Origin of the sequence: Streptomyces sp. NPDC058872, assembly GCF_042743065.1 — a bacterium.
In the GTDB taxonomy this organism is placed as follows: Bacteria; Actinomycetota; Actinomycetes; order Streptomycetales; family Streptomycetaceae; genus Streptomyces.
In genome coordinates this window covers 177,280-197,884 of the sequence record NZ_JBHYMK010000002.1, presented here as the reverse complement: position 1 = coordinate 197,884, position 20,605 = coordinate 177,280, and the positions used below count along the sequence as shown (strand labels likewise).

Genomic DNA, 20,605 nt, shown 5'->3' with positions numbered 1-20,605 from the left:
CATGCCGCTGCGCCAGCCGAACGGGTCGCCCCCGACACCGGGGGCGCTGCGCCGCTGGACCCTCCTGTACGTGCTGGCCGTGACGCTGCTGACCGTGGCGTACCTGCTGTTCCCGGCCCGACACACCGCGCTGTGGGCGCTGATCGGGCTCAGCGGCGTCATCGCCATCCTCGTGGGCGTCCGGGTGCACCGGCCGGCCAAGCGCTGGCCCTGGCTGGTGCTCGCCGCGGCCAACCTCACCTTCGTGGGCGGCGACACCGCCTACAACGCCCTGGAGGCCTTCTTCGGCCAGACCAGGCCCTTCCCGTCCGTCGCGGACGCCCTCTACCTGACCACCTATCCGCTGTTCGCGATCGGCCTGCTCGGATTCATCCGCTACCGGGCCGTCGGCCGCGACCTCGCCGTCGCCCTCGACGCGCTGATCCTCACCTCCGGCCTCGCCCTGCTCTGCTGGGTCAACCTCATCACCCCGCTCGCCCAGAGCGACGACATGAGCTGGACCGAGAAGGCCATCTCCATCGCTTACCCGCTCGGCGACGTCCTGATGCTCGCGATGCTCGCCCGACTCCTGATCCCCGGCGGACTGCGTTCCCGGTCCGTGCAGCTGCTCGCCCTCGGCACCTGCGGAATACTCGCCTCCGACGTCATCTACGGCACGCTCCAACTCAAGGGCACCTGGCAGGTCGGCACCCCCCTGGACCTGGGGTGGGTGGTCTTCTTCACCGCGTGGGGGCTCGCCGCCCTCCACCCCTCCATGACCGGCCTCACCGAACCGGCGCCCGAACCGACCCCGCGCATCGCCGAACGCCGGCTCGTGCTGCTCGCCGTCGCCTCCCTCGTCGCCCCCACCCTCCTGCTCCTCCAGTCGCTGAGGCACGACCAGGACAAGGACATCGCCGTCATCGCGATCTTCTCGGCGCTCATGTTCCTGCTGGTCCTCGCCAGGCTCTGGGGAATGATGAACGACCACGGCAAGGCCGAGGCGCGCGAACGCAGCCTCAGGGTCGCCGCCGCCTCCCTCGTCGCCGCCCTCAGCCCCCGCGAAGTCGCCGGCGCGGTCGAGACGGCCTCCGCCACGCTGTTCGGCCCCGGCACCGCGCACCGGGCCCTCCTGCTCACCCGGGACCGCAAGGGCGGTCTCCACGGGGTGGCCACCACGGAGCACCCCTGGAGCTGCCGCACCGACACGCTGATCCGGCCCTCCGGCACGTCCTGGCCCGAACACATCGCGGGAGGCGCCCGACTGCTGCCCGTGGCGCGCATCGACGCGGCCGTCGCCGTCGAACTCGCACCCGAACCGCACGCCCTGCTCTGCCCCTTGCGGCTCCAGGCCCCCGCAGGAGACCAACCACTGCTCGGCGTGCTGGTCCTCGCGGGACCGGAGAAGAAGCTCGCCGAGATCATGGGCCCCGCCCAATCGCTCGCTTCCCAGGCGGCCCTGGCCCTGGAACGCTTCGGGCTCAGCGAGGAGGTCAACCGCCGCACCAGCGAGGCCTACTTCCGCACCCTCGTCCACAACACCTCGGACGTCATCCTGATCGTCGACGACGACGACACCGTGCGGTACGCGAGCCCCTCCGCGGAGTCGATGTTCGGCCGCTCCCTGTTGCCCGGCACCCCGCTCACCGACCTCATCGCCCCCACCGACACGGCGGGCGCCCTGCGCGTCCTCGCCGACGCGCGTTCCCACGGAGCCACCGACGCCCGCGACGACTGGAAGCTGCTCCACGGGGGTTCCGGCGAACTGGAAGTCGAGGTCCGGTGCAGCAACCTGCGCCACGAGCACACCGTGCACGGCCTCGTCCTCACCCTCCGTGACGTGACCGAGCAGCGGAAACTGGAACGGGAACTCACCCACCGGGCGTTCCACGACTCCCTCACCGGCCTCCCCAATCGCGTCCTGCTCCTCGAACGCATCGAGCGGGCCCTCCTCCGGGGGCGCCGCGAGTCGACCCTGACCTGCATGCTCTTCGTCGACCTCGATGACTTCAAGGTCGTCAACGACACCAGGGGGCACTCCGTCGGCGATGAACTGCTCGTCGCCGTGGCCCGTCGTCTCACCTCGGTCCTGCGGCTCACCGACACCGCCGCCCGGCTCGGCGGCGACGAGTTCGCCGTCCTCATCGAGGGGGCACGCGAACCCCGCGACGCGGAGGCCCTCGCGGCCGAGATCGTGCACACCCTCAGCCAGCCCTTCCACCTCACCGACGGCTCCGTTTCCGTGTCGACCAGCGTCGGCATCGCAACGGTCCTCGACAGCGCCCACGCCGAAGAGCTCCTCGGCCACGCCGACCTCGCGCTGTACGCGGCGAAGGCCGCGGGCAAGAAGCGCTGGCGCCTCTTCCACCCCGAGCTCCACTCCCGACTCGTCGCCCGTCACGAACTCCAGGCGGGCATGGACACGGCCATCGCCGACCACGCCTTCGCCCTGCGCTACCAGCCGATCGTCGAAGTCGACGGAGGAGCCACCTCCGGGTTCGAAGCACTCATCCGCTGGCCGCACGCCCGGCGCGGCATGGTGCCGCCCGACCAGTTCATCACCCTGGCGGAGGAGAGCGGCCACATCATGCCGCTGGGCGCCTGGGTCCTCGAACACGCCGCCCTGGACATCGCCCGCTGGCAGCGTGCCCGCCCGCGCCCCACCCCCCTGCAGGCCAACGTGAACGTCTCGGCCCGGCAGTTCCGTGACCCCGGCTTCCTCGACGAGGTGCGGCACGCGCTCCACTCCTCCGGGCTCGCGCCCGGCTCCCTCGTCCTGGAACTCACCGAGACCGTCCTGATGCGCCAGGACACCCAGATCCGCACCACGATGGCAGCCCTCAAGGAGCTGGGCGTCGCCATCGCCATCGACGACTTCGGCACCGGGTTCTCCTCGCTCAGCTACCTGCGCGAGTTCCCCATCGACATCCTCAAGGTCGACAAGTCCTTCATCGACGACATCACCACGGACCCGCAGCAGGTGGCCCTCGTCGAGGGCATCGTGCGCATCGCCGACGTCCTCGGCCTCCAGGTGGTGGCGGAGGGGATCGAGCACGAGGAGCAACGGGCCCTGCTCGCCGAGATGGGCTGCCGGTACGGACAGGGCTACCTCTTCGCCCGCCCCATGACCGCCCACCAGGCCGAGTCCTACCTGCACCGTGCCCTGCCGGCCGGCAACCGTCCCGCGGTCCGCCTCGCCGGGCCCGATCGGACGGCCTCCGCCCCGGCCCTCTCGGCCACCCGGCACCCGCGGGAATCCCGCTGGCGGGACCTGGAACACCTGCAACGGGCGACCCTCATGTGTGACGCCGTCATCGACGAGATCGACGGCCGCCGCATCCGGGTCGGCGAGGACTGGCTCGTCGACTTCGCCTCCTGCAACTACCTCGGCTTCGACCTCGAACCCTCCGTCATCGAGGCCATCGAACCCGAGGTCCGGCGCTGGGGCACCCATCCCAGCTGGTCCCGGCTCATCGGCAGTCCCCGGCTCTACCCCCGCATCGAGGAACGGCTCACGGAACTCCTCGGCGCCCCCGACACCCTGCTGCTGCCCACCATCACCCTCATCCACCAGTCCGTCATCCCGTTGCTCGCCGGCACCGGACAGGTCTTCGTCGAAGCACAGGCCCACCGCACCGTGTACGACGGCTGCGTCGGCGCCCGCGGTCAGGGTGCCGAGATCCACCGCTTCCGGGCCGACCGACCCGACGAACTGGCGGCGTTGCTGCGCGGCGCGCCCACCGATGCCGGCCGGCTCGTCTGCATGGACGGGGTGAACAGCATGACCGGCAACTTCCCGGACCTGCCCGCCCTGGCCCGGATCTGCCGCGAGAACGACGCCCTGCTCTACGTCGACGACGCCCACGGCTTCGGCGTCATCGGGGAGCGACGCCCCGGCGAGACCAGCCCGTACGGCTCGCGCGGCAACAGCATCGTCCGCCACCTCGGCGAGAGCTACGACAACCTGGTCCTGGTCGGCGGCTTCTCCAAGGCCTTCTCCTCCCTGCTCGCCTTCCTCGCGGTCCCCAAGTGGCTCAAGGAGCACCTCAAGGTGGCGGCGGCACCCTACCTCTACTCCGGGCCGTCCCCGACGGCCTCGCTCGCCACCGCCCTCGCCGGACTCGACCTCAACGACGAGCGCGGGGACGAGATCAGGGCCGGTCTGTACCGGATGACGTCCCGCGTGCTCGCCCACGTGCGCGCCCTGGGCATCGCCACCCCCAACACCGACGGCCTGCCGATCATCGAGATCCCGCTCGGCGACGCCGGTGACCTCGACGCCGTCGCCGCCTTCCTCTGGGCGCACGGCATCTACGTCACGCTCGCCTCCTACCCGCTCGTCCCGCGCGACCGGGTGGGCTTCCGCATCCAGGTCACCGCGGCCAACACCGACGAGGAGGTCGACCAACTGTGCGCCGCCCTCACGGAGCTCGCCGGGCGCTTCCCCCTCCAGCCCGCCGGTTCCGCCCGTCCCGTCGCAGCCGGCCGCCCCGCGGAGGAGTGATGGACACGACCCTGCCGGATCCCTTCGAGGGGGTCCCGGTCCGCCGCAACCGGGACGCCGACTGGAACGCCTGGCCGGTCACGGAGTACCTCGCCGAGAACTACCGCAGGCTGCACCCCTGCGACATCGGCGTCATCCACCACCACGCCGCCGTCTACCGGGGCTTCGCCCCGAACAGCCTGTCCCGCACCCTGGAACTCGGTGCAGGCCCCAATCTGTACCCGTTGATGCTCGCGGGCGCCGCCAGCCGCCGCGTCGACGCCCTCGAACCCAGCGCCGCCAACGTCGACTACCTGCGCGGACAGCTCGCGGACGGCCTCGACGACAGCTGGCAGCCCTTCTACGCCCTCTGCCGCTCGCTCGACCCCGCCCTCCCGGCGAGCTGTGCCGAGGCGCTCGGCCGGGTGCGGGTCGTCCGCGGCGGGGCCGGGGACCTCGACACCGGCGCCTATGACCTCGCCTCCATGAACTTCGTCGCGGAGAGCGTCACCGAGGACTTCGGGGAGTTCGCCTCCCTCTGCGACGCCCTCGTCCGGGCCGTCCGACCCGGCGGCACGCTCCTCGCCGCCTTCATGGAACGGATGCCGAGCTACCGCATCGGAGCCGGCCCGATCTGGCCCGCCTGCCCGGTCGACGAGGCCGCCCTGCGGTCCGTCTTCGCGCCCCGCACCACCGGTCTTCGGGTCGCCAGGCTGGCGAAGGACCGCACCCTGCCCGAGTACGGGGACACGGGGGTCCTCCTGCTCACGGCCCGACGGCCGGCCGCTTCCGGGACGTCGCTTTACGGGTGACGCCGGATGGTCTCCGCGTAGTCCGCGAGGGAGGAGCCCGGCGTCCCGTCGTACAGGTGCCGGTCGAAGGCCCACATCATGCCTTCGAGCCCACAGGACGCCATCTGCCGGTACGCCCGCTCCGTCACCCCCGCACGGTACGGGGCCACGTGCGGACCGGCGCTCTCTCCGGCCATGCGGGTGAACCCCGCACTCCGGGCCACGGCCGCCACCCAGCGCGCCGAGGACCAGGCGCGGACCGTCGCGTCGTCCGGAGCCGAGACGTCGACCCTGGCGTCGCCGGGCGCACAGCCGTTGTCCTCGGGTTCGCCCGTGCCGTCCACCAGGGCCGTGGTCACGATCCGTACCGCGTCCCGGTGCTCGACCAGGCCCAAGGTCAGGAAGAAGCCCGCGCCGCGCCCGACGAGCCGGATCGACGGCGAGCCGTCCAGTCGCGCGTCGAGGGCCGCCCGCAGGTCGGAGGGGTAGAAACCGCCGCCCGGAACCAGGACCTTGAGCTGTCCCCGGTAGCCGAGCGAGGCGTACAGGTCGAGTTGCCAGTTCACCGCCCCCGCCAGTGCCCCGGCGTACCACCGGTACCAACGGGAGGCGTCCTCCCGGGTGAACGGCCTTCCTTGGTAGGTGCGTTCGCCCGGCCGCCACCCGGGAAAGGGGGAGTCGGCCTGGGCATGGCCGTCGTAGGCCCAGAACTCGCCCGGGCCGCCGCCCTTCGACAGCGGCGCCGGATAGGCGAACTCACCGTTCTCGTTGACGCCGATCCGGACGGCCCACACGTCGTCGAGGCCGACGAGCCGGTCCACCGCGCCGACGTAGTCGGCGACCTGCTCCCGCACCGGGTCGCTGAACACGATGTTCGGCGTGCCCGTCGACCGTTCGCCGAACTGGTTCACGAAGACCGATTCGGGAAAGGCGTCCGGCAGCCAGGACGGCGGGTGGTTCAGGCCGAGCCCGGCCTCCACCTTCAGCCCCGCTTCCCGGAAGGCGGCCAGCCGGTCCCGCACCCCGCGCACGTACTCCTCGTCGTACACGCCCCGTTCCGGTTCGAACCGGCCCCAGTCGATCTGCAGGTGTGCCACCCGTACCCCGTGCTCGTACTCGGTGCGGGCCCGATCGGGGTCGGTCTGGAGCGTGCCGTACCAATGGGGGCCCGGTCGCGGGTCGGGTTCCGGCCCGCGCCGCAGCCCCCCGAACGCACCCACGAGCAGCAGCAGTACGGCGAGCACCGCGAGGGCGGCCGGTACCCCGCGGGCCCGCGTCCACCACGGCCCCGTCATGACAGCAGCTCCCGGTAGAGCGCCGCGTACCGGGCGGCGAAGCGCTCGGGGCCGAAGCGGTCCTCCACCAGGGCGTGCCCCCGTTCCGCGAGCATGTCCCAGGAGCGCGGCTGGTCGAGCAGCCACGCCAACTGCTGCCCGGTGCGGCGCGCGTCGCCCGCCGGGGCCCGCAACACGGCGTGGCCGAAGTCCGCGAACTGGGGGAGGTCGCTGAGGACCGAGGGCCGCCCCGAAGCCAGCGCCTGGAGCACGGTGAGCGGGATGTCCGCCTTCCCGCCGAGCAGGACCGGGGGGAAGAGCAGCACGTGCACCGAGGCCAGCAGCGCAGGCATGTCGTCGACGTATCCGCGCACCTCGACGTCGGGCAGCCCGGCCGCGCCGGCCCGCTCCCGCAGCGCCTCCTCCAGGGCTCCGGTGTCCTGGCCGGGACGTCCCCGCATCGCGAGCACCAGACGGAACCGGGCCCCTTCCCGGTACGCCTCCGCCGCCGCGTCGATCGAGGTCTCGGCGCCGCCGTGCGGATCGTGGTGCCCGGCGAAGAGGACCGTGGGGAACCCCTGGGGACGCGGCAGGTACGGCCAGGCGTCGAGGTCGATCATGGGAGGGACGATCCGGACCCCTCCGAAGCCGGCCGCCCGCAGGCGCCGGGCCATCGACTCGGACAGGGCGACCGTCGTCCCCAGGGGCCCGGCGTGCCGCAGGTGACGGTTGTCCATCACACCGGGCACGGTGTGCACGACCGGTCGTGTGCCGAACAGCAGCGGGCGCAACCGGGAGAACACCGGGAAGGTGCGTCCGATGGTCAGGAAGGCGTGGACGAGGTCGACCCGACGGGCGAACACGGCTCCCGCGGAAGCGGACTGCAACCGTTCGGGGAGGTGGGGCACGCCGTCCCGGGAGAGGATGCGCACCGGGCGCCCGCGTTCCGGCGGGGACTGCCGCGGCCTCGGCCACTGGGTGAACCACACGAAGTCGACGTCGGTCAGCCGCCCGAGGACGTCGGTGGCCAGCCGCACGTCACAGCCCTCCGCCCCGTCCAGCGGGCTGCTGGTCAGGAGCAGGACGCGGGGCCGCCGCTCAGCGCGGGGCATCGGGTGCCCCCGAGGCGATCGGTCCGGGCGCCGGGAGCAGCGGTCCGGTCACGGCGGAGCCGGGCACGACCAGCTCGGTGAGGTGCGGTCCGGGCAGCGGCGACGGCAGCCGGTACAGGGCCAGGGTCCCGTAGGTGGGGCCGTGATGGGCGAACAACGGTCGCAGCCCGTCCGTCAACCGGTGCACCTCGGCGGGGGAGGAACGGCCGTACCCCTGCTCGACGACCCGCCACGGCACGATCAGGTACGTGGCGCCCGCCGCCGCCCGCTCCTCCGGCGCCACCCAGTTGCCGAGCCGGTAGGTGTCGTCGAGCAGCCAGGTCGTCACGCCCCGGGTCCGTTCGCCGTCGACGGTGACGATGCCGCTGCCCGCCGGCACGTGCGCGAGCAGGTACGCCCGGAGGCGCGGGAAGCCGTCGTCGGGGGTCCACCGTTCCTGCGCGTACGTGGCGGCGGGCACGGCGAGCACGGTGAGCAGGACGCCGCCCGCCAGCAGGCGGGCTCCGCGCCGGTGCCGGGATGGCACGGGGACGGTGGCGGCGAGCGCCACCAGGTTCGGCACGAACAGCAGGTACAGGGCCTGTTCCTCCAGGGTGCCGAGGGCGAGCGCGTAGCCCAGGGTGAGGATCGCGGAGGCGTGGAAGAGCGTGAGGAGCCGGTACACGGGTTCCTTGCGGCGCCACAGCAGCACCAGGGCCAGCGGAGTGAGCGCCAGCAGCAGGTAGGTGCCCGCGTAGCCCGGGAGCTCGTCGAGGAGCCGGCCGGAGAGGGAGGGCGTGCCCGCCGCGTTGAAGCCGGTCTCCTGGACGACTCCGAGGAGCCGTCGCACCCCGGCCGTCTTGGCGTCCCAGAAGGCGTCGAAGTGTCCGAAGCCGACCACGAGCGCGACGTACGCGGCGTACGAGAGGACGGCCACGGAGAGGGTCAGTGCCACCAGGCGGCGGGGCGGTCCCCAGCCGAGGAGCAGGGCGGCCGACAGCGGCAGCACGGTGATCAGCACGGCGTGGTCCTTCGTCAGGATCGCGCACCCCAGGAACAGACCGGCCAGCAGCGCCCGGGCCCGTGGGCGTCCCGGCGGATCGGGCCGGGCCAGTCCCACCAGGACCAGGAAGCCGGCCAGCACCCACGTCATCGTCGCGGTCTCCAGGAGCACCCGGTCGTTCTGCCGGATGCAGAACAGGTCCAGGGCGAAGAGCAGTCCGGCGACCGCACCCGCACCGGGTGAACGCACCCGGGCGACGAGGACGACGACGAGGGCCGCGGTGACCCCGGCGAGCAGGGCGTTCAACACCCGTGAGGAGTGCACGCCCGCGATGACGTCCGGGTGTTCCCCGACGAGTTTCGCCCAGCCCGCCTCGACGTAGAAGTAGCCCGGCGGGTGGAGGAAGAACAGGCCTTCGTCGGTGCGGGGGAAGCCGCCGGCGCCGGCACTGTCGCCGAGGAGCCGGTAGATGGGCTCGTCGACGAACACGTCGCCCGCCCGTCCGATCTGCACCAGGCGCAGCGTCACCGTGAGCAGGGCGGCCCCGGCCGCGTACACGGAGGTCGGCACCGGTCCGTGCCGTCCGCGCGGTCGGCGCGGGGACGGCTCCGCCAACGGCTCGGTCCCGGTGGAGGAGGACAGGGTGCGCGGGACGGTCACGGCGCGCCCCCGGTGGTTCCGCGGAGCCGGTCGGCGGCCCCGGTCCCCGCCCCGTTCGTTTGCCCGGGCCCGTCCTCGGGCAGCAGGTACACCTCTGGCACGCGCGGTATGCCGCCACCGGGGAACAGGGCGTCCACCTGGGTCCGGTAGCCCCGGACCAGTTCCGCCTTGCGGTCGAGGCCGCGTTCCCAGGAACGCGCCACCAGCTGGTGGCGGCCGGTGAATCCCGTGTCGGCCCCGGAGCTCTGGTTGTACGGGAAGTCGCTGTAGTACACCACCCGGTGGCCGCTCAGCTCCGCGGCGGCGCGGACCAGGACGTGGTCGGCGTGCCCGCCCACCCCGAGGGGCGCGAGGACCAGGCCGCCGGAGCGGGCGGGCAGCAGTGCCTCGACGGCTTCCCCGACCGCGCGCAGGGTCTCGGCGTCGTGCGCGGAGATCCGCCCCCGGGACAGGTGCAGCCGGTACGTCGGGTACACGTGGGTCAGTTCCGGCAGCAGCCGGGCCAGTCGGTCCGTGCCCGGGCGAGCCCGCGGCAGCCGCCGGAACAACCCGTCGACCAGGCCGACGTGGTGGCGGTCGACGCCGAGCCGTTCCAGGACCTGGTGGTCCTCTGCGCGGCGCTCGGCGAAGAGCTCCTCGGCGTCGCCGGCGCGGGTCTGCTTCAGGTACTGCCGGGCCGAGAGGGTGTAGGGCGGCGGCGCGGCCTCCGTGAACAGGGTCGCGACCGTCACCGGCGCCCGCCGTCCGACCCAGCCGAGCAGTGCGCCGCAGGACAGCACGGCGTCGTCCAGGTGCGGCGAGAGCACCAGGATCGGAACGTCGGAGCCGAGTACGGTGCGGACGAAACCGGTCAGCGGGTCGTCTGCCATTACGCGCCCCTCCTCCTCGGCCGCCGTGCGGCGGCGGGTGAGTCCAGAAGCCGGTGGGCCAGGGCCAGGTAGCGGCCCGTCATCTCGTCCCACGTGTAGTGCCGTGCCGCGAGCCCGGCGCGGCGTCCCAGGCGGCGCCGGAGCGCCGCGTCCGTGGCCAGCTCGTTCATGCGCGCGCCGAACGCGTCCACGTCGAAGGGCGACACGGCCACGTCGCCGCCGTCGCGCATCCAGCCCAGTGCGGGCAGGTCGAAGTGGAGCACGGGCTTGCCGTACGACATGGCCTCCAGGGCCACCAGACCGAAGGTCTCGTGTCGCGAGGGCATCGCCAGGAAGGCGCTGTCGCGGAGGAGTTGCCGCTTGCGTTCCTCCTCGGCGTAGCCCACCCAGTGGATCCGGGGGCGAGCGCCGTGGGCGTGCGCGGCGACGAGCGCGGCGAGCCTCTGCTCCTCGGCGGGCGTGCCGCTGCCCGCGATCAGCAGTTCGAGCGGGACCCGGGCCCGGTCGTACGCGTCGAGCAGCAGGTCCAGACCCTTGCTCCAGGTGTCGATCCGCCCCAGGAAGAGGACGAACTGCCCGGTGCCGAGCGCCGACTCGTCGAGGGGGCGCTGTTCCACGCCGTTGGGGATGACCTGGACGTCCGCCCGGGGGCTGAAGCGCCCGAGGGCCGCACCGTCCGCCGGGTTCATCACCACGAGGTGCCGGTAGAAACGCAGTCCGAGGCGTTCGACGAGGAAGAACGGAAGGTGGTAGCGCCGCCACAGCGCCTCCGTGCTGCGCCCCTGGTCGATGCCGACGACGGGGGCGGCCGTCGCCAGGGGGAGGAAGCCCGTCGAGAACGGAGGGGTGAAGCTCTCCAACCAGAGGTCGTGCCGGATCCGACGCGCCGCGAACGGGAGCATCGCGAGGAACAGCACCTGTCCGGCGCGCGGGCCGGCCCGGCCCACCGGCAGCCGGACGTACCGGACGCCGTCCCGTTCCTCGGAGCCACCGCGGCGGCCCGCCGTGACCACGGTCACCCGGAAGTCCTCCGAGAGCCGTCGGGCCACCTTCGTGACCACCAGGGCGCCGCCGCCCCGATAGGCGGTGTTGTCGGCGTCGTCGTAGCTCGACACCACCACGTGCCGCCGTTTTCGGGACGCTCCGTGTTCCGGGGACGCGACCCGCTCCCGCTCCCGCTCCCGTTCCCGTTCCCGTACGACGCCGAGGACGTGTTCCAGGGCCGTCTCCGCTACCAGCGAAGGAGCCCGCTCGCCGTCCAGCCGAGTGACCCCCGGCAATCGTCGCGACCAGCTGCGGTAGCGGGCCCACCAGACGGTCGGCGGGCCGGCGACCTCTTCCCAGCCGCGGCCCCGGAGCGCCTCGGGTCCGGTTTCCAGCAGCAGGGTCAGGTCGTAGCGCCCTGCGGTCCGGCGGAAGACGGCCGCCGGACCGGAGCCGGCCGACAGGTCGAACTTCACCAGGCCGTCGAGCGGTCCGCGGTCCGTCACGACCACCGCCCGCCCGCCGCGCGCCCGTGCCCGCATCCGGGCCGCGGCGACCCGTGCCGCGAGCTCGCCGGCGTCCAGGAAGGCATGGGCACGGCGCAGCCGGGAGCCGGGGCGCTCGGGGTCCGTGGCGCGCCGCGCCCGCCCGCCCCCGTCCGCTTCCGCCACGGCCCGTGGCGGAGCCCGGAACGAGCGACACAGCACACAGCCGTAGCAGTGCAGGGCGACGACGTCGAAGCCCCGCTCGCCGAGCAGCGTCCGGAGCCTGCGGACCAGGGAGGTCTTCCCCGCGCCGTCCGGCCCCGACACCGCCACCAGGACGGGGCGGTCACGCTCCCGCGAGGAGCGGCCGACCGGTCCTCGGAAGGTCGTCATGGCACTCGCCTCCGCAGCTTCTTGGCCGTCACCAGGGGGACCCGCAGGGCCGCCTCGCGGACCGCGGGGCCGACCCGGCCGCTGCCCAGGAGGTGCCGTGCGTGCTCGACGCCGACCCGGAGCGAGGTCCGCACGGGCAGCGGCAGCGGCAGGGGAACGGGCTCGCCCCGGTCGAGCCGGGCCATCGCCGCCACGGCGGTGGCGAGCGCCTCGCGGCCGCTCGTGCCCCAGCCTTCCAGGGACGCTTCCCGGTGCGCCTCCGCGAGGACACCGGGCCGCAGCAACGGCCGCAGCGCGAGGAGTTCGGACAGGTCCAGGGTCAGGTTCTGGAAGAGTGCGTGCGCCAGCCAGATCCGCAGCCGGTCGGGCGGGCACGGCGTCAGCCAGGCGCAACCGTCCCCCTCCTCCGGCGGTACGGCCCGTGCGAACAACCGCTCGGTCGGCACCACCGGCACGCCGAACCACGAGACCGAGCGGTGCAGATGGGCCGCCGGACCGCTCGGGGGCTGCAGGAGCACCTTGCTGGTCCGCTCCAGCCAGTACGTCTCGCGGTGCGCGTACCAGCCCTCCAGCGCCTCCTGGGCCTCCCGCAGCCGCCCCGGGGGGACCACGAGGTCGAAGTTCCCGTACACGTAGTCCCCCGAGAGGTCGGCCTTGATCAGGACGGTCGGTATCCCCGCCGCCCGCAGCCGTTCGGTGGCCGCCACGAGATTGCGCCGGAAGAGGGCCGTCGAGTCCTCCACCTCGCCGAGCGTCCCGGCGAGTTGGCGAGGGTACGCGCGGGCCAGTCGGCCCTCGACCTGGTTGCGCCGGGCCGTGACGAGCGCCCCGCGCAGCTCCTCGTCCCCGGCGGGTCGGACCCGGTCCCGCCACACGGCGTCGACCAGCAGCTCCGTCGACCGTTCGGCACGGTCCGCCGGTCGCGCCGGGCGCGGTTCCGTACCGGGCGTTGGGCGCGGGCCCGTACCGGGCGTGACGGGCGGGCCCGGAGACGGGGGCCCCGCACCGCCCCGCCCGGCGCCCCCGGCCGGTACGGCCGCGCCGTGCCGGCCGAAGAAGCGCCACAGCGTGACGCCCCCGACGGCCACGGCGGCGGCGAACCAGGCAAGGGTGTGGGGGCGGAGCAGCAGCATGGCCCCGACGAGCGCGAGCAGCGGTGGCACCGTGCGGACGAGCGGCCGTTCCACCGCTCCGAAGCCGTTCCGGCGGACGTGCCGCACGGAGAGCAGGGCCAGGGCGGTCGCCGTTCCGCAGAGTCCGCCCACCGCCATGCCCAGCACGCCGCCCGTGGCCCAGCCGGACACCAGGGCCGTCACGTAGGCGACGAGCCCGACCAACAGCGTCCGCAGGACCGCGTAGTCATTGGCTGCCTGGGCGAACGTCACCAAGAGGGCGAGCGCGCCGAGCGCGAGGCCCGAGGCGGCCGTACAAGCCATCAGGGTGGAGACCATGGAGTATCCCGGGGGGAAGAACGTCAGGAGCAGGGCGCCGGGCACCGTCGCGGCCACCACCGTCAGGGGCAGCGCCACCACGAGGTACATCCGGAGTGCCCGCGCGGTCAGCGGATCGCCCGCCCGGCGTCGTGACAACGCGGGCAGGAAGGCGATGGAGACGGCACCGGCGAGGAAGAGGGGAACCCTGCCGAGCATCACGGCGGCTTGGTAACTGGCCGCTGCGGAACGCTCGGTGGGCAACATCGCGACGAGCACCACGTCCACGGCGGCGAGCACCGCCACCACGCCCTGGAGGGAGGCCACGCCCATCGCCCGCTGCCACAGCCGCCGGTCGGCGCTCACCGCCCGCCACGGTCGGCGCACGGTGCCGCGGAACCGGTGCGGCCGGACGAACACGTAGGGGAGGACGGCGATCCCGAAGGCCGCGAGCGCACCGGTCTCGCCGAGGCCGAGCGCGGTGACGAGGAAGACGCCCACGCCGAACTTGAGGCAGGCCTCCAGGACGGTCAGCGCGGCCAGGGTGCGCAGTCGTTCGGTGCCCTGGAGCCAGCCCGCGCTGACCCGGGTGAGGAAGACCGCCAGGGTGCCGCCCGCGATGACGAGCGTCGCGGCGGAGCCGGCGAACTGCAGCGCGACGCAAGCCACCACGACGGCGGCCACGGTGCCGCCCGCGAACGCGGTGACCAGGGCGAAGCGGACCGCGTCGCCGCGCTCGGCGTCCGAGCCGGCCCGGGCCAGGGCCTGTGCCAGCATCCACGGCACGGTGACCACGGCGACGGCGGCGGTGCACACGATGAGCCCTTGACCGGCGGCGAAGGTGGCGTACCCGGAGACGTCCAGGAGCCGGGTGAGGAGCAGTGCGTAGGCGTAGTTGAGGCCGCCGACCAGTACGGCCCCGGTGGCGATCCAGCGCGCCCCGTGCACGGCCCTGACCTCGTCCTGGAGGACGGGCCGCGGGGAGGCGACGGAGCTCGTGGCACTCATGGCCGCCGCCCCGGCGGACGGTCGTCAAAGGGCCCGTCGTCGGGGTCCGTCGCACCGAGCAGCACGTCGTGGCCGTCCGCCAGCGCGACGTCGGCCTCGGCGACGTCGAGGCGGTGCAGGGCGTTCAGCGCCCGCACCTCGTCACAGCCGTGGAGCAGCAGCCGGAAGGCGTCGCCCTCGCGCCGCCACGCGTCGGTCTGGCGCAGGGAGCGCCGCACCGCCCGTTCGGTCGTGTCGGGATCGTCCGAGCTGAAGCGGGTGATCACCGACAGGTCGCTCGCCGAGCGGCGGGAGCGCCGGTGGCGGTGGGTGCGCTGGAGGTCCTCCAGGACGACCCGGGCGAGCCGCTCGGCGCTGTCGTCCCAGGAGAAGGCGGCGGCCCAGGCCCGGCACCGCTGTGCGGTGAGCTGCCGCGCTTTTGGTGCGGACAGCGCGTCGAGGGCCGTGCAGACCCCGTCCGCGAGGTTCCCGTCGGGGGCCAGGAGCCATCCGTTGACCCCGGGCCGGATCGCGTCCCGCAGCCCGGGCACGTCGAAGGCGAGGGCGGGGGTGCCCATGGTGTTCGCCTCGATGACGGCGAGCCCCCAGCCCTCGGCGACGGAGGGCACGACGGTCAGCCAGGCGTGTGCGAAGAGCTCCTGCTTGCGCGTTTCGCTGACGCGTCCGTGGAACACGACGGCGGACCCCACCCCGAGTTCGGCGGCGGTCTTCCGCAGCCGGTCCGCCTCCGGGCCGTCCCCGCACAGGTCGACCCGCAGCTCGGGGTGACGGCGCAGCAGCGCGGGCACGGCCCGGAGGACCAGGTCGACCCGCTTCTGCGGGACGAGCCGGCTGACGACGGTCAGTGCGGGGGTGGCGGACCGTCGTCCGACCGGTGCCGTGGACCCGGTGGCGGGGCGTCCGTTGGGAACGATGTGGATCGGGTTGCCGAAGCCGAGTTCGCGCCGGGCGCCCTCGCGGGTCGAGGGCGAGACGACCACCACCGGACGGCCCCGGTAGACGCGTCGGCTGACCTGCTTCTCCAACAGGCGTCCCACGGAGTTCACGGGCCACCGGAACCGGGTGTCGAACTGCTGCTGGTGGACGTGGTGGATGACGCAGATGTCAGCGGTCCAGCGGGGGGTGAAGAGCGGGGAGAAGAACGGGATGCCGTTCTGGAAGTCGACCACCGCGTCGTAGCCGTGACGGTTCCGCAGCAGGTGCGCGGCGGTTGCCGCGTACACGCCGAAGGTGCCGCCGCTCCGTACGATGCGGATCCCGTCGCGGCACTCCCGGGCGCGCGAGCCGGGGTACCGCGACGAGACGAGGGTGAGGCGGGCGCCGGCCGCCGCGAACCGTCGGGCGATCTCCCAGCAGTAGGCCTCGGCGCCGCCCGCGTCGGGGTGGGCGGGGTCGCGCCAGTTGAGGAAGGCGATGTCGGTCCGGGCGAGCCGGTCGAGTGCGGTCACGGGAATCACCGGGCCAGCGAGATCCGTAGGAGGTCGGCCATCGAGCGCAGTCCGTCGCGCCGGGCCGAGAAGGTCGAACCGGGGACGTCGTGCCAGACCACCGGCACCTCCACGACGTCCTGCCCGGCCCGTACGACCCGGGCCAGCAGTTCCACGTCGAAGGCGAAGCCGTCGACGTGGCAGTCCCGCACGACCGACCGGGCCAGCGGGCCGGAGAAGAACTTGAAGCCGCACTGGGTGTCGGCCACGTCGGGCAGCGACAGGTGGGCGAGCGTACGGAAGAGCAGACCGCCGCCCCGGCGCAGGAGCGGCTGCTCCACGTCGAGGCGCGCACCGGGCGCGTGGCGCGAGGCGATCACGGCGCCGTGGCCCGCCCGCAGCAGGCGCATGACCCGGTCGAGGGTTTCCACCGGCGTCGCGTTGTCGGCGTCGGCGAAACCGACGTACCGGGCCGAAGAGGTCGCGATCCCTCGCCGGACCGCCGCGCCCTTGCCCTGGTCGCTGCAGCCGATGGCGTGGACCGGGACGGGTGAGTCGGTGAAGCGTCGGAGGACGTCGAGGGTGCCGTCGGCGCTGTTGTTGTCGACGACGACGACCGCCGAGGACCAGGGGCGCGAGGCCAGGTAGTCGACGGTGGTGGCCACGGTCGAGGGCAGTCGTTGCTGCTCGTTGAACGCGGGGATCAACAGTTCCAGTTCCACCGGCGGGCGGACGAGCCGGCGGGGGAGCGGTGCGTGGGGGTGCGCGGGGGCCATCACGCCTCGCCTCCTCGGGAGGAAGGCGCGGGGCGCGGGGCGCACGGTCGCGCGGGGGTCGGGGCGGGGGAGAACCCGTGGCGGACGGAGCGGTCAGGGCCGCACGGCGGCGTCGGACCGGGGGCGGGCCGGGATCCGGCCGAGCCGTGGCCTCCGGCCGGTCCGGCCGACCGGCCGGAGCGGCGACCGCGTCGCGCGGTGCGGGTGTGGGTGGTGCGGGAGCGTCGCCGCCGTGCGGTGCCGCGCGGTCTGCACGCTCGGCATCGGTGCGTGGGGGCGGCGCGGTCGATCCGGTCGGATGCCCGGCGGGCCGGGTGGGAACGCGGGGGACGGCCGGGGGCACGGCGCCGGGCGTCGGAGAGGGGCCAGTCGGTCATCCGCCGCAACGGGTGCGGAGCGGGTGCCACCTGCGTTCGGCGGAGGGGAACGGAGGTCACGACGAGCCTCTTCCTGCAACCGACCCTGCCGCTGGTGTGTGCTCAGGGTCTGATCTGTGGCGAAATGTTGCTTCTCTTAGCGTTAGCATCCTTCTGATGCTTTAGTCAACCGCGGGAGGCGTGGGGGCCGCGGTTGCTGCGGAACGGTCCGTGCGCCAGCCGCGACAGGGCGTTGTGCGGACGCTCGTCCACCAGGGTGCCGAGGATCCGGGTGCCGTCCCGGATCGTGCGCAGGTGCGACGGGCCGTGACGGCGGGGGAGTTCGAGGCTCGGCACCTCCGCCACGCGCAGACCGTAGTGCAGGGCGTGCGCGACGAGTTCGGCACCGAGCTCGACGCCGTCCTCGTGCAGGTCGAGGAGCTCGACGAAGGGTCGCCGGAACGCGCAGAATCCGTACCAGAGGTCCGTGAGGGGCTGGCCGTACAGGCGGCGGGCGACGCGCAACAGCGCGCGGTGCCCGAGGCGCCGCGACAGCGGATAGTCGGCGCAGTCCCCGCCCGCGATGAAGCGCGACCCCTTCACGAAGTCGTAACCGCTGTCCAGGTAGTGCAGGTAGTGCGGGATCTCGTGCGGCGACATGCTGCCGTCGGCGTTCATCAGGACGATCAGGTCCCCGGTCGCCGCGAGCAGGGCGGCGTGCGGAATGTCGCCCCGGGTGGCGTCCCAGGTGCCGAGTCGGCGCACGTCCATTCCCCCGGGCCCTTCGCGCTTCCCGCCCCGAGGCGCGGGGGCCCCGATCAGGACCACCTCCTGCACGCCCGTCGGCACCTGGTCCAGGAGTCGGTCGAGGGTTCTCCCCGGGTCTCCGTCGCCGGGGCGGACCGTGAGGACGAGGCTCACGGTCCGGGCGCCGGAACGGGGCGTGGGGGCGGTCGGGCGGCGCAGTGGGTGCCCGTCGCTGCTCATCGGGGATCGCCAGTCATCGGCACGGCCTCACCCTTCGGCCCTGTTCGGCGGCCCGGCCTGGACGTCGGTCCGCGCTCTTCAGCCTCCTGCGGGCGCACCGACTCCGTCAAGGAAGGTGCAAGAGTATGCGGGAGTCCGGGAAGGGATGGCGGCAGCCCCGTGTCCGCTCCCGTGCCCGCTTCCCGAGGGCTCTCCCCGCCCGCTGCCCGAGGGGACGGCGCGGCACCTCCGCGCGCTTCCTGACGGGGTGGTGGGGAACGGTGTCCGCGCCGTCGTGCGCCGGGGCGCGGGGCGGTGCGTACCTTTCCGGCGCAGGGGCCGGACGGCGCCCTGCTCGCCGCCTGACATCTGCACACGACCTCCCGAAGGAATACAATCCCGTCATGGCAGGGCGAATTGAAGACTATGCCCTCGTCGGTGACCTGGAGACGGCCGCGCTCATCGGAACCGACGGGTCCGTGGACTGGTGGTGCGCGCCCCGCTTCGACTCGCCCGCCTGTCTCGCAGCCCTCCTCGGGGAACCGGACCACGGCCGTTGGATCCTCGCTCCGGTCGGAAGGTCCCTGTGCACGCGACGGAGTTACCGCGGCGACACGCTCGTGCTCGACACGGTCTGGGAGACCCTCTCCGGCACCCTGAGGATCACCGACTTCATGCCGCCCCGCGCGCCCCGCTTCCCGTCCGGCGGGGGTCCGAGGATCATCCGGATCGTCGAGGGCATCGCCGGACGGGTCGCTGTGCACGGCGAGTTGAGGGTCCGCTTCCACCACGGCAACATCGTCCCCTGGACCCGGTCGACGGACCGACGCACCGTCATCTCCGTCGCCGGGCCCGACGCCACCCACCTCTCCTGCGGTCCGGGCGTCGAACTCACCGTCACCCCCGACCGCACGACCTGCGAGTTCACCGTCGCGGCCGGCCAACGGATTGCCTTCGTGCTCGGGTGGAGCCCCTCACACGCCCCCGCACCCCCGGCCTGCTCGCCCGCTGACGTCGCGGCGGCCCTCGCCCACACCCTCGCCTTCTGGGACGATTGGGCCTCCGTCCTGCACTACGAGGGGCCCGCCCGCGAGGTCGTGATCCGCTCGCTGCTCACCCTCAAGGCCCTCACCTACGCTCCCAGCGGGGGCATCGTCGCCGCCGCCACCGCCTCCCTCCCCGAATCCATTGGTGGCCGGCGCAACTGGGACTACCGCTTCTGCTGGTTGCGGGACTCCACCTTCACCCTGTCCTGCCTGCTCCGCAGCGGATACCGGAGGGAGGCGCTGGCCTGGACGGAGTGGCTGCTGCGCGCCGTCGCCGGGGACCCCGCCGACCTCCAGCCGCTGTACGGGGTCGAGGGGCAGCGCCGACTCCCCGAGACGCACGCCGACTGGCTTCCCGGCTACGAGGGTTCACAGCCCGTCAGGTTCGGCAACGCCGCCGTCGACCAGTTCCAGCTCGACGTCTACGGAGAGGTGCTCAGCACCGTCTACTCCGCGGTCCGGGCCGGCATCGTCCTCGACCGCCCGACCTGGACCCTGATCGCCTCGCTCCTGGAGTACCTCGGGCAGCGCTGGCGGGAACCCGACGAGGGGATCTGGGAGGTCCGGGGGCCGCGACGCCATTTCGTCCACTCCAAGGTCATGGCCTGGGTCGCCGCCGACCGGGCCGTCCGTCTGGCGCGCGTCGCCGGACTGCGCGGTTCCCTCCCGCACTGGCAGGCGCTGCGCGCCGAACTGCACGCGGAGGTCTGCGCCCGTGGCTGGAGCGAGGAACAGCGCTCCTTCACCCAGTCCTACGGGAGCAGCCAGGTCGACGCCACCGCCCTGCTGATTCCCCGGCTCGGCTTCCTCCCCGCCGGCGACCCGCGCGTCCTCGACACCGTCCGGGCGATGGAGCGGCTCGACGACCACGGGTTCCTGCGCAGGTACGGCGACGTCCGCGACGGGGGCAGGCACGACCTCGACGCCCTCGGCGGCACGGAGGGGAGCTTCGTCGCCTGCACCCTCTGGTACGCCGACGCCCTCGCCATGACCGGGTGCACCGACGAAGCACGGGCCGTGTTCGAGCGGGTCCTCGCCGTCCGCAACGACGTCGGCCTCCTCGCCGAGGAATGGGACCCGATGGCCGGCCGGCAGCTCGGCAACACCCCCCAGGCGCTCAGCCACGTCGCCCTGGTGAACACGGCGTTCACCCTGTACGGCACGCGCCGCCACGACCGTGACCGCTCCCGCCACCTCACCGTGGCGTGAACGTGCCCCCGTCGGCACGGAGCCGGCGGGGCGCCCGACGGCCGGCGCGTCCCCGCGGTAGGTCGTCCGCGGCGAGCCCCCCGCGCTCCGGAGACGTTCCGGCCCGACGGCACCGTGCGGGCCCGGCACCGTGCGGGCCCGGTACGGTCGCCGCCGGATGCGGTCCCACGGCCCCCGTTATGTTTTCTGCGGCTCCGCAATGGGGCCGCTGGCCTCCGGGCCCGGCATGGCTGTGTCCCCCTGTCGATGGCATGACCTGGGGGGTGGTGTCACCGGGTCCGGGGGTGTTCGTCGGAGACGCTGATCAGAGGTCCGGCCACCGTCCGGTCCGGCGCAATGCTGGGCAGTTCGCGGGCGGCAGGTCTGCACAACGTG

At 73.5% G+C, this 20,605-nt stretch carries 12 protein-coding genes; 3 read left to right on the top strand and 9 right to left on the bottom strand.

The window, feature by feature from the left end:
- The first annotated feature begins 1 nt into the window (after nt 1).
- Entirely contained in the window at nt 2–4,483 is a 4,482-nt protein-coding gene (locus ACFW22_RS02165; protein ID WP_386397509.1) for an aminotransferase class I/II-fold pyridoxal phosphate-dependent enzyme, read from the top strand.
- Nucleotides 4,483–5,274, top strand: coding sequence for a class I SAM-dependent methyltransferase (locus ACFW22_RS02160; protein ID WP_386397506.1), 792 nt, complete (start codon nt 4,483–4,485; stop codon nt 5,272–5,274). Before ACFW22_RS02165 ends, ACFW22_RS02160 begins: the two co-directional genes overlap by 1 nt.
- Here the strand turns inward: ACFW22_RS02160 and ACFW22_RS02155 are convergent.
- From ACFW22_RS02155 to ACFW22_RS02115, 9 genes are all read right to left on the bottom strand, one after another.
- Complete coding sequence (locus ACFW22_RS02155; protein ID WP_386397503.1) at nt 5,265–6,548, bottom strand: beta-galactosidase; 1,284 nt, start codon at nt 6,546–6,548, stop codon at nt 5,265–5,267. The genes ACFW22_RS02160 and ACFW22_RS02155 overlap by 10 nt on opposite strands.
- Complete coding sequence (locus tag ACFW22_RS02150; RefSeq protein WP_386397500.1) at nt 6,545–7,639, bottom strand: glycosyltransferase family 4 protein; 1,095 nt, start codon at nt 7,637–7,639, stop codon at nt 6,545–6,547. Before ACFW22_RS02150 ends, ACFW22_RS02155 begins: the two co-directional genes overlap by 4 nt.
- A complete protein-coding gene (locus ACFW22_RS02145; protein WP_386397498.1) occupies nt 7,626–9,281 on the bottom strand; it encodes a phospholipid carrier-dependent glycosyltransferase in 1,656 nt (551 codons plus the stop codon). Before ACFW22_RS02145 ends, ACFW22_RS02150 begins: the two co-directional genes overlap by 14 nt.
- Nucleotides 9,278–10,150 carry a PIG-L deacetylase family protein gene (locus ACFW22_RS02140; protein ID WP_386397495.1) on the bottom strand — a complete coding sequence of 291 codons (873 nt, stop codon included), beginning with the start codon at nt 10,148–10,150 and terminating at the stop codon, nt 9,278–9,280. The genes ACFW22_RS02145 and ACFW22_RS02140 overlap by 4 nt, the downstream gene beginning before the upstream one ends.
- Nucleotides 10,150–12,012, bottom strand: a complete 1,863-nt coding sequence (locus ACFW22_RS02135; RefSeq protein ID WP_386397492.1) for a glycosyltransferase — start codon at nt 12,010–12,012, stop codon at nt 10,150–10,152. Before ACFW22_RS02135 ends, ACFW22_RS02140 begins: the two co-directional genes overlap by 1 nt.
- Entirely contained in the window at nt 12,009–14,450 is a 2,442-nt protein-coding gene (locus tag ACFW22_RS02130) for a lipopolysaccharide biosynthesis protein (RefSeq protein WP_386397489.1), read from the bottom strand. The genes ACFW22_RS02135 and ACFW22_RS02130 overlap by 4 nt, the downstream gene beginning before the upstream one ends.
- Nucleotides 14,447–15,898, bottom strand: coding sequence for a glycosyltransferase family 4 protein (locus ACFW22_RS02125; protein ID WP_386397486.1), 1,452 nt, complete (start codon nt 15,896–15,898; stop codon nt 14,447–14,449). The genes ACFW22_RS02130 and ACFW22_RS02125 overlap by 4 nt, the downstream gene beginning before the upstream one ends.
- A 5-nt stretch (nt 15,899–15,903) precedes the next feature.
- A complete protein-coding gene (locus tag ACFW22_RS02120; RefSeq protein ID WP_386397572.1) occupies nt 15,904–16,653 on the bottom strand; it encodes a glycosyltransferase in 750 nt (249 codons plus the stop codon).
- A 542-nt stretch (nt 16,654–17,195) separates the two neighbouring features.
- The gene (locus tag ACFW22_RS02115) at nt 17,196–17,996 is read right to left on the bottom strand and encodes a glycosyltransferase family 2 protein (RefSeq protein WP_386397483.1); all 801 of its coding nucleotides are present in this window, start codon (nt 17,994–17,996) and stop codon (nt 17,196–17,198) included.
- 383 nt (nt 17,997–18,379) lie between these two features.
- On the opposite strand from ACFW22_RS02115, the gene ACFW22_RS02110 reads away from it, so the two are divergent.
- Nucleotides 18,380–20,230 carry a glycoside hydrolase family 15 protein gene (locus tag ACFW22_RS02110; RefSeq protein WP_386397481.1) on the top strand — a complete coding sequence of 617 codons (1,851 nt, stop codon included), beginning with the start codon at nt 18,380–18,382 and terminating at the stop codon, nt 20,228–20,230.
- Nucleotides 20,231–20,605 lie beyond the last annotated feature (375 nt).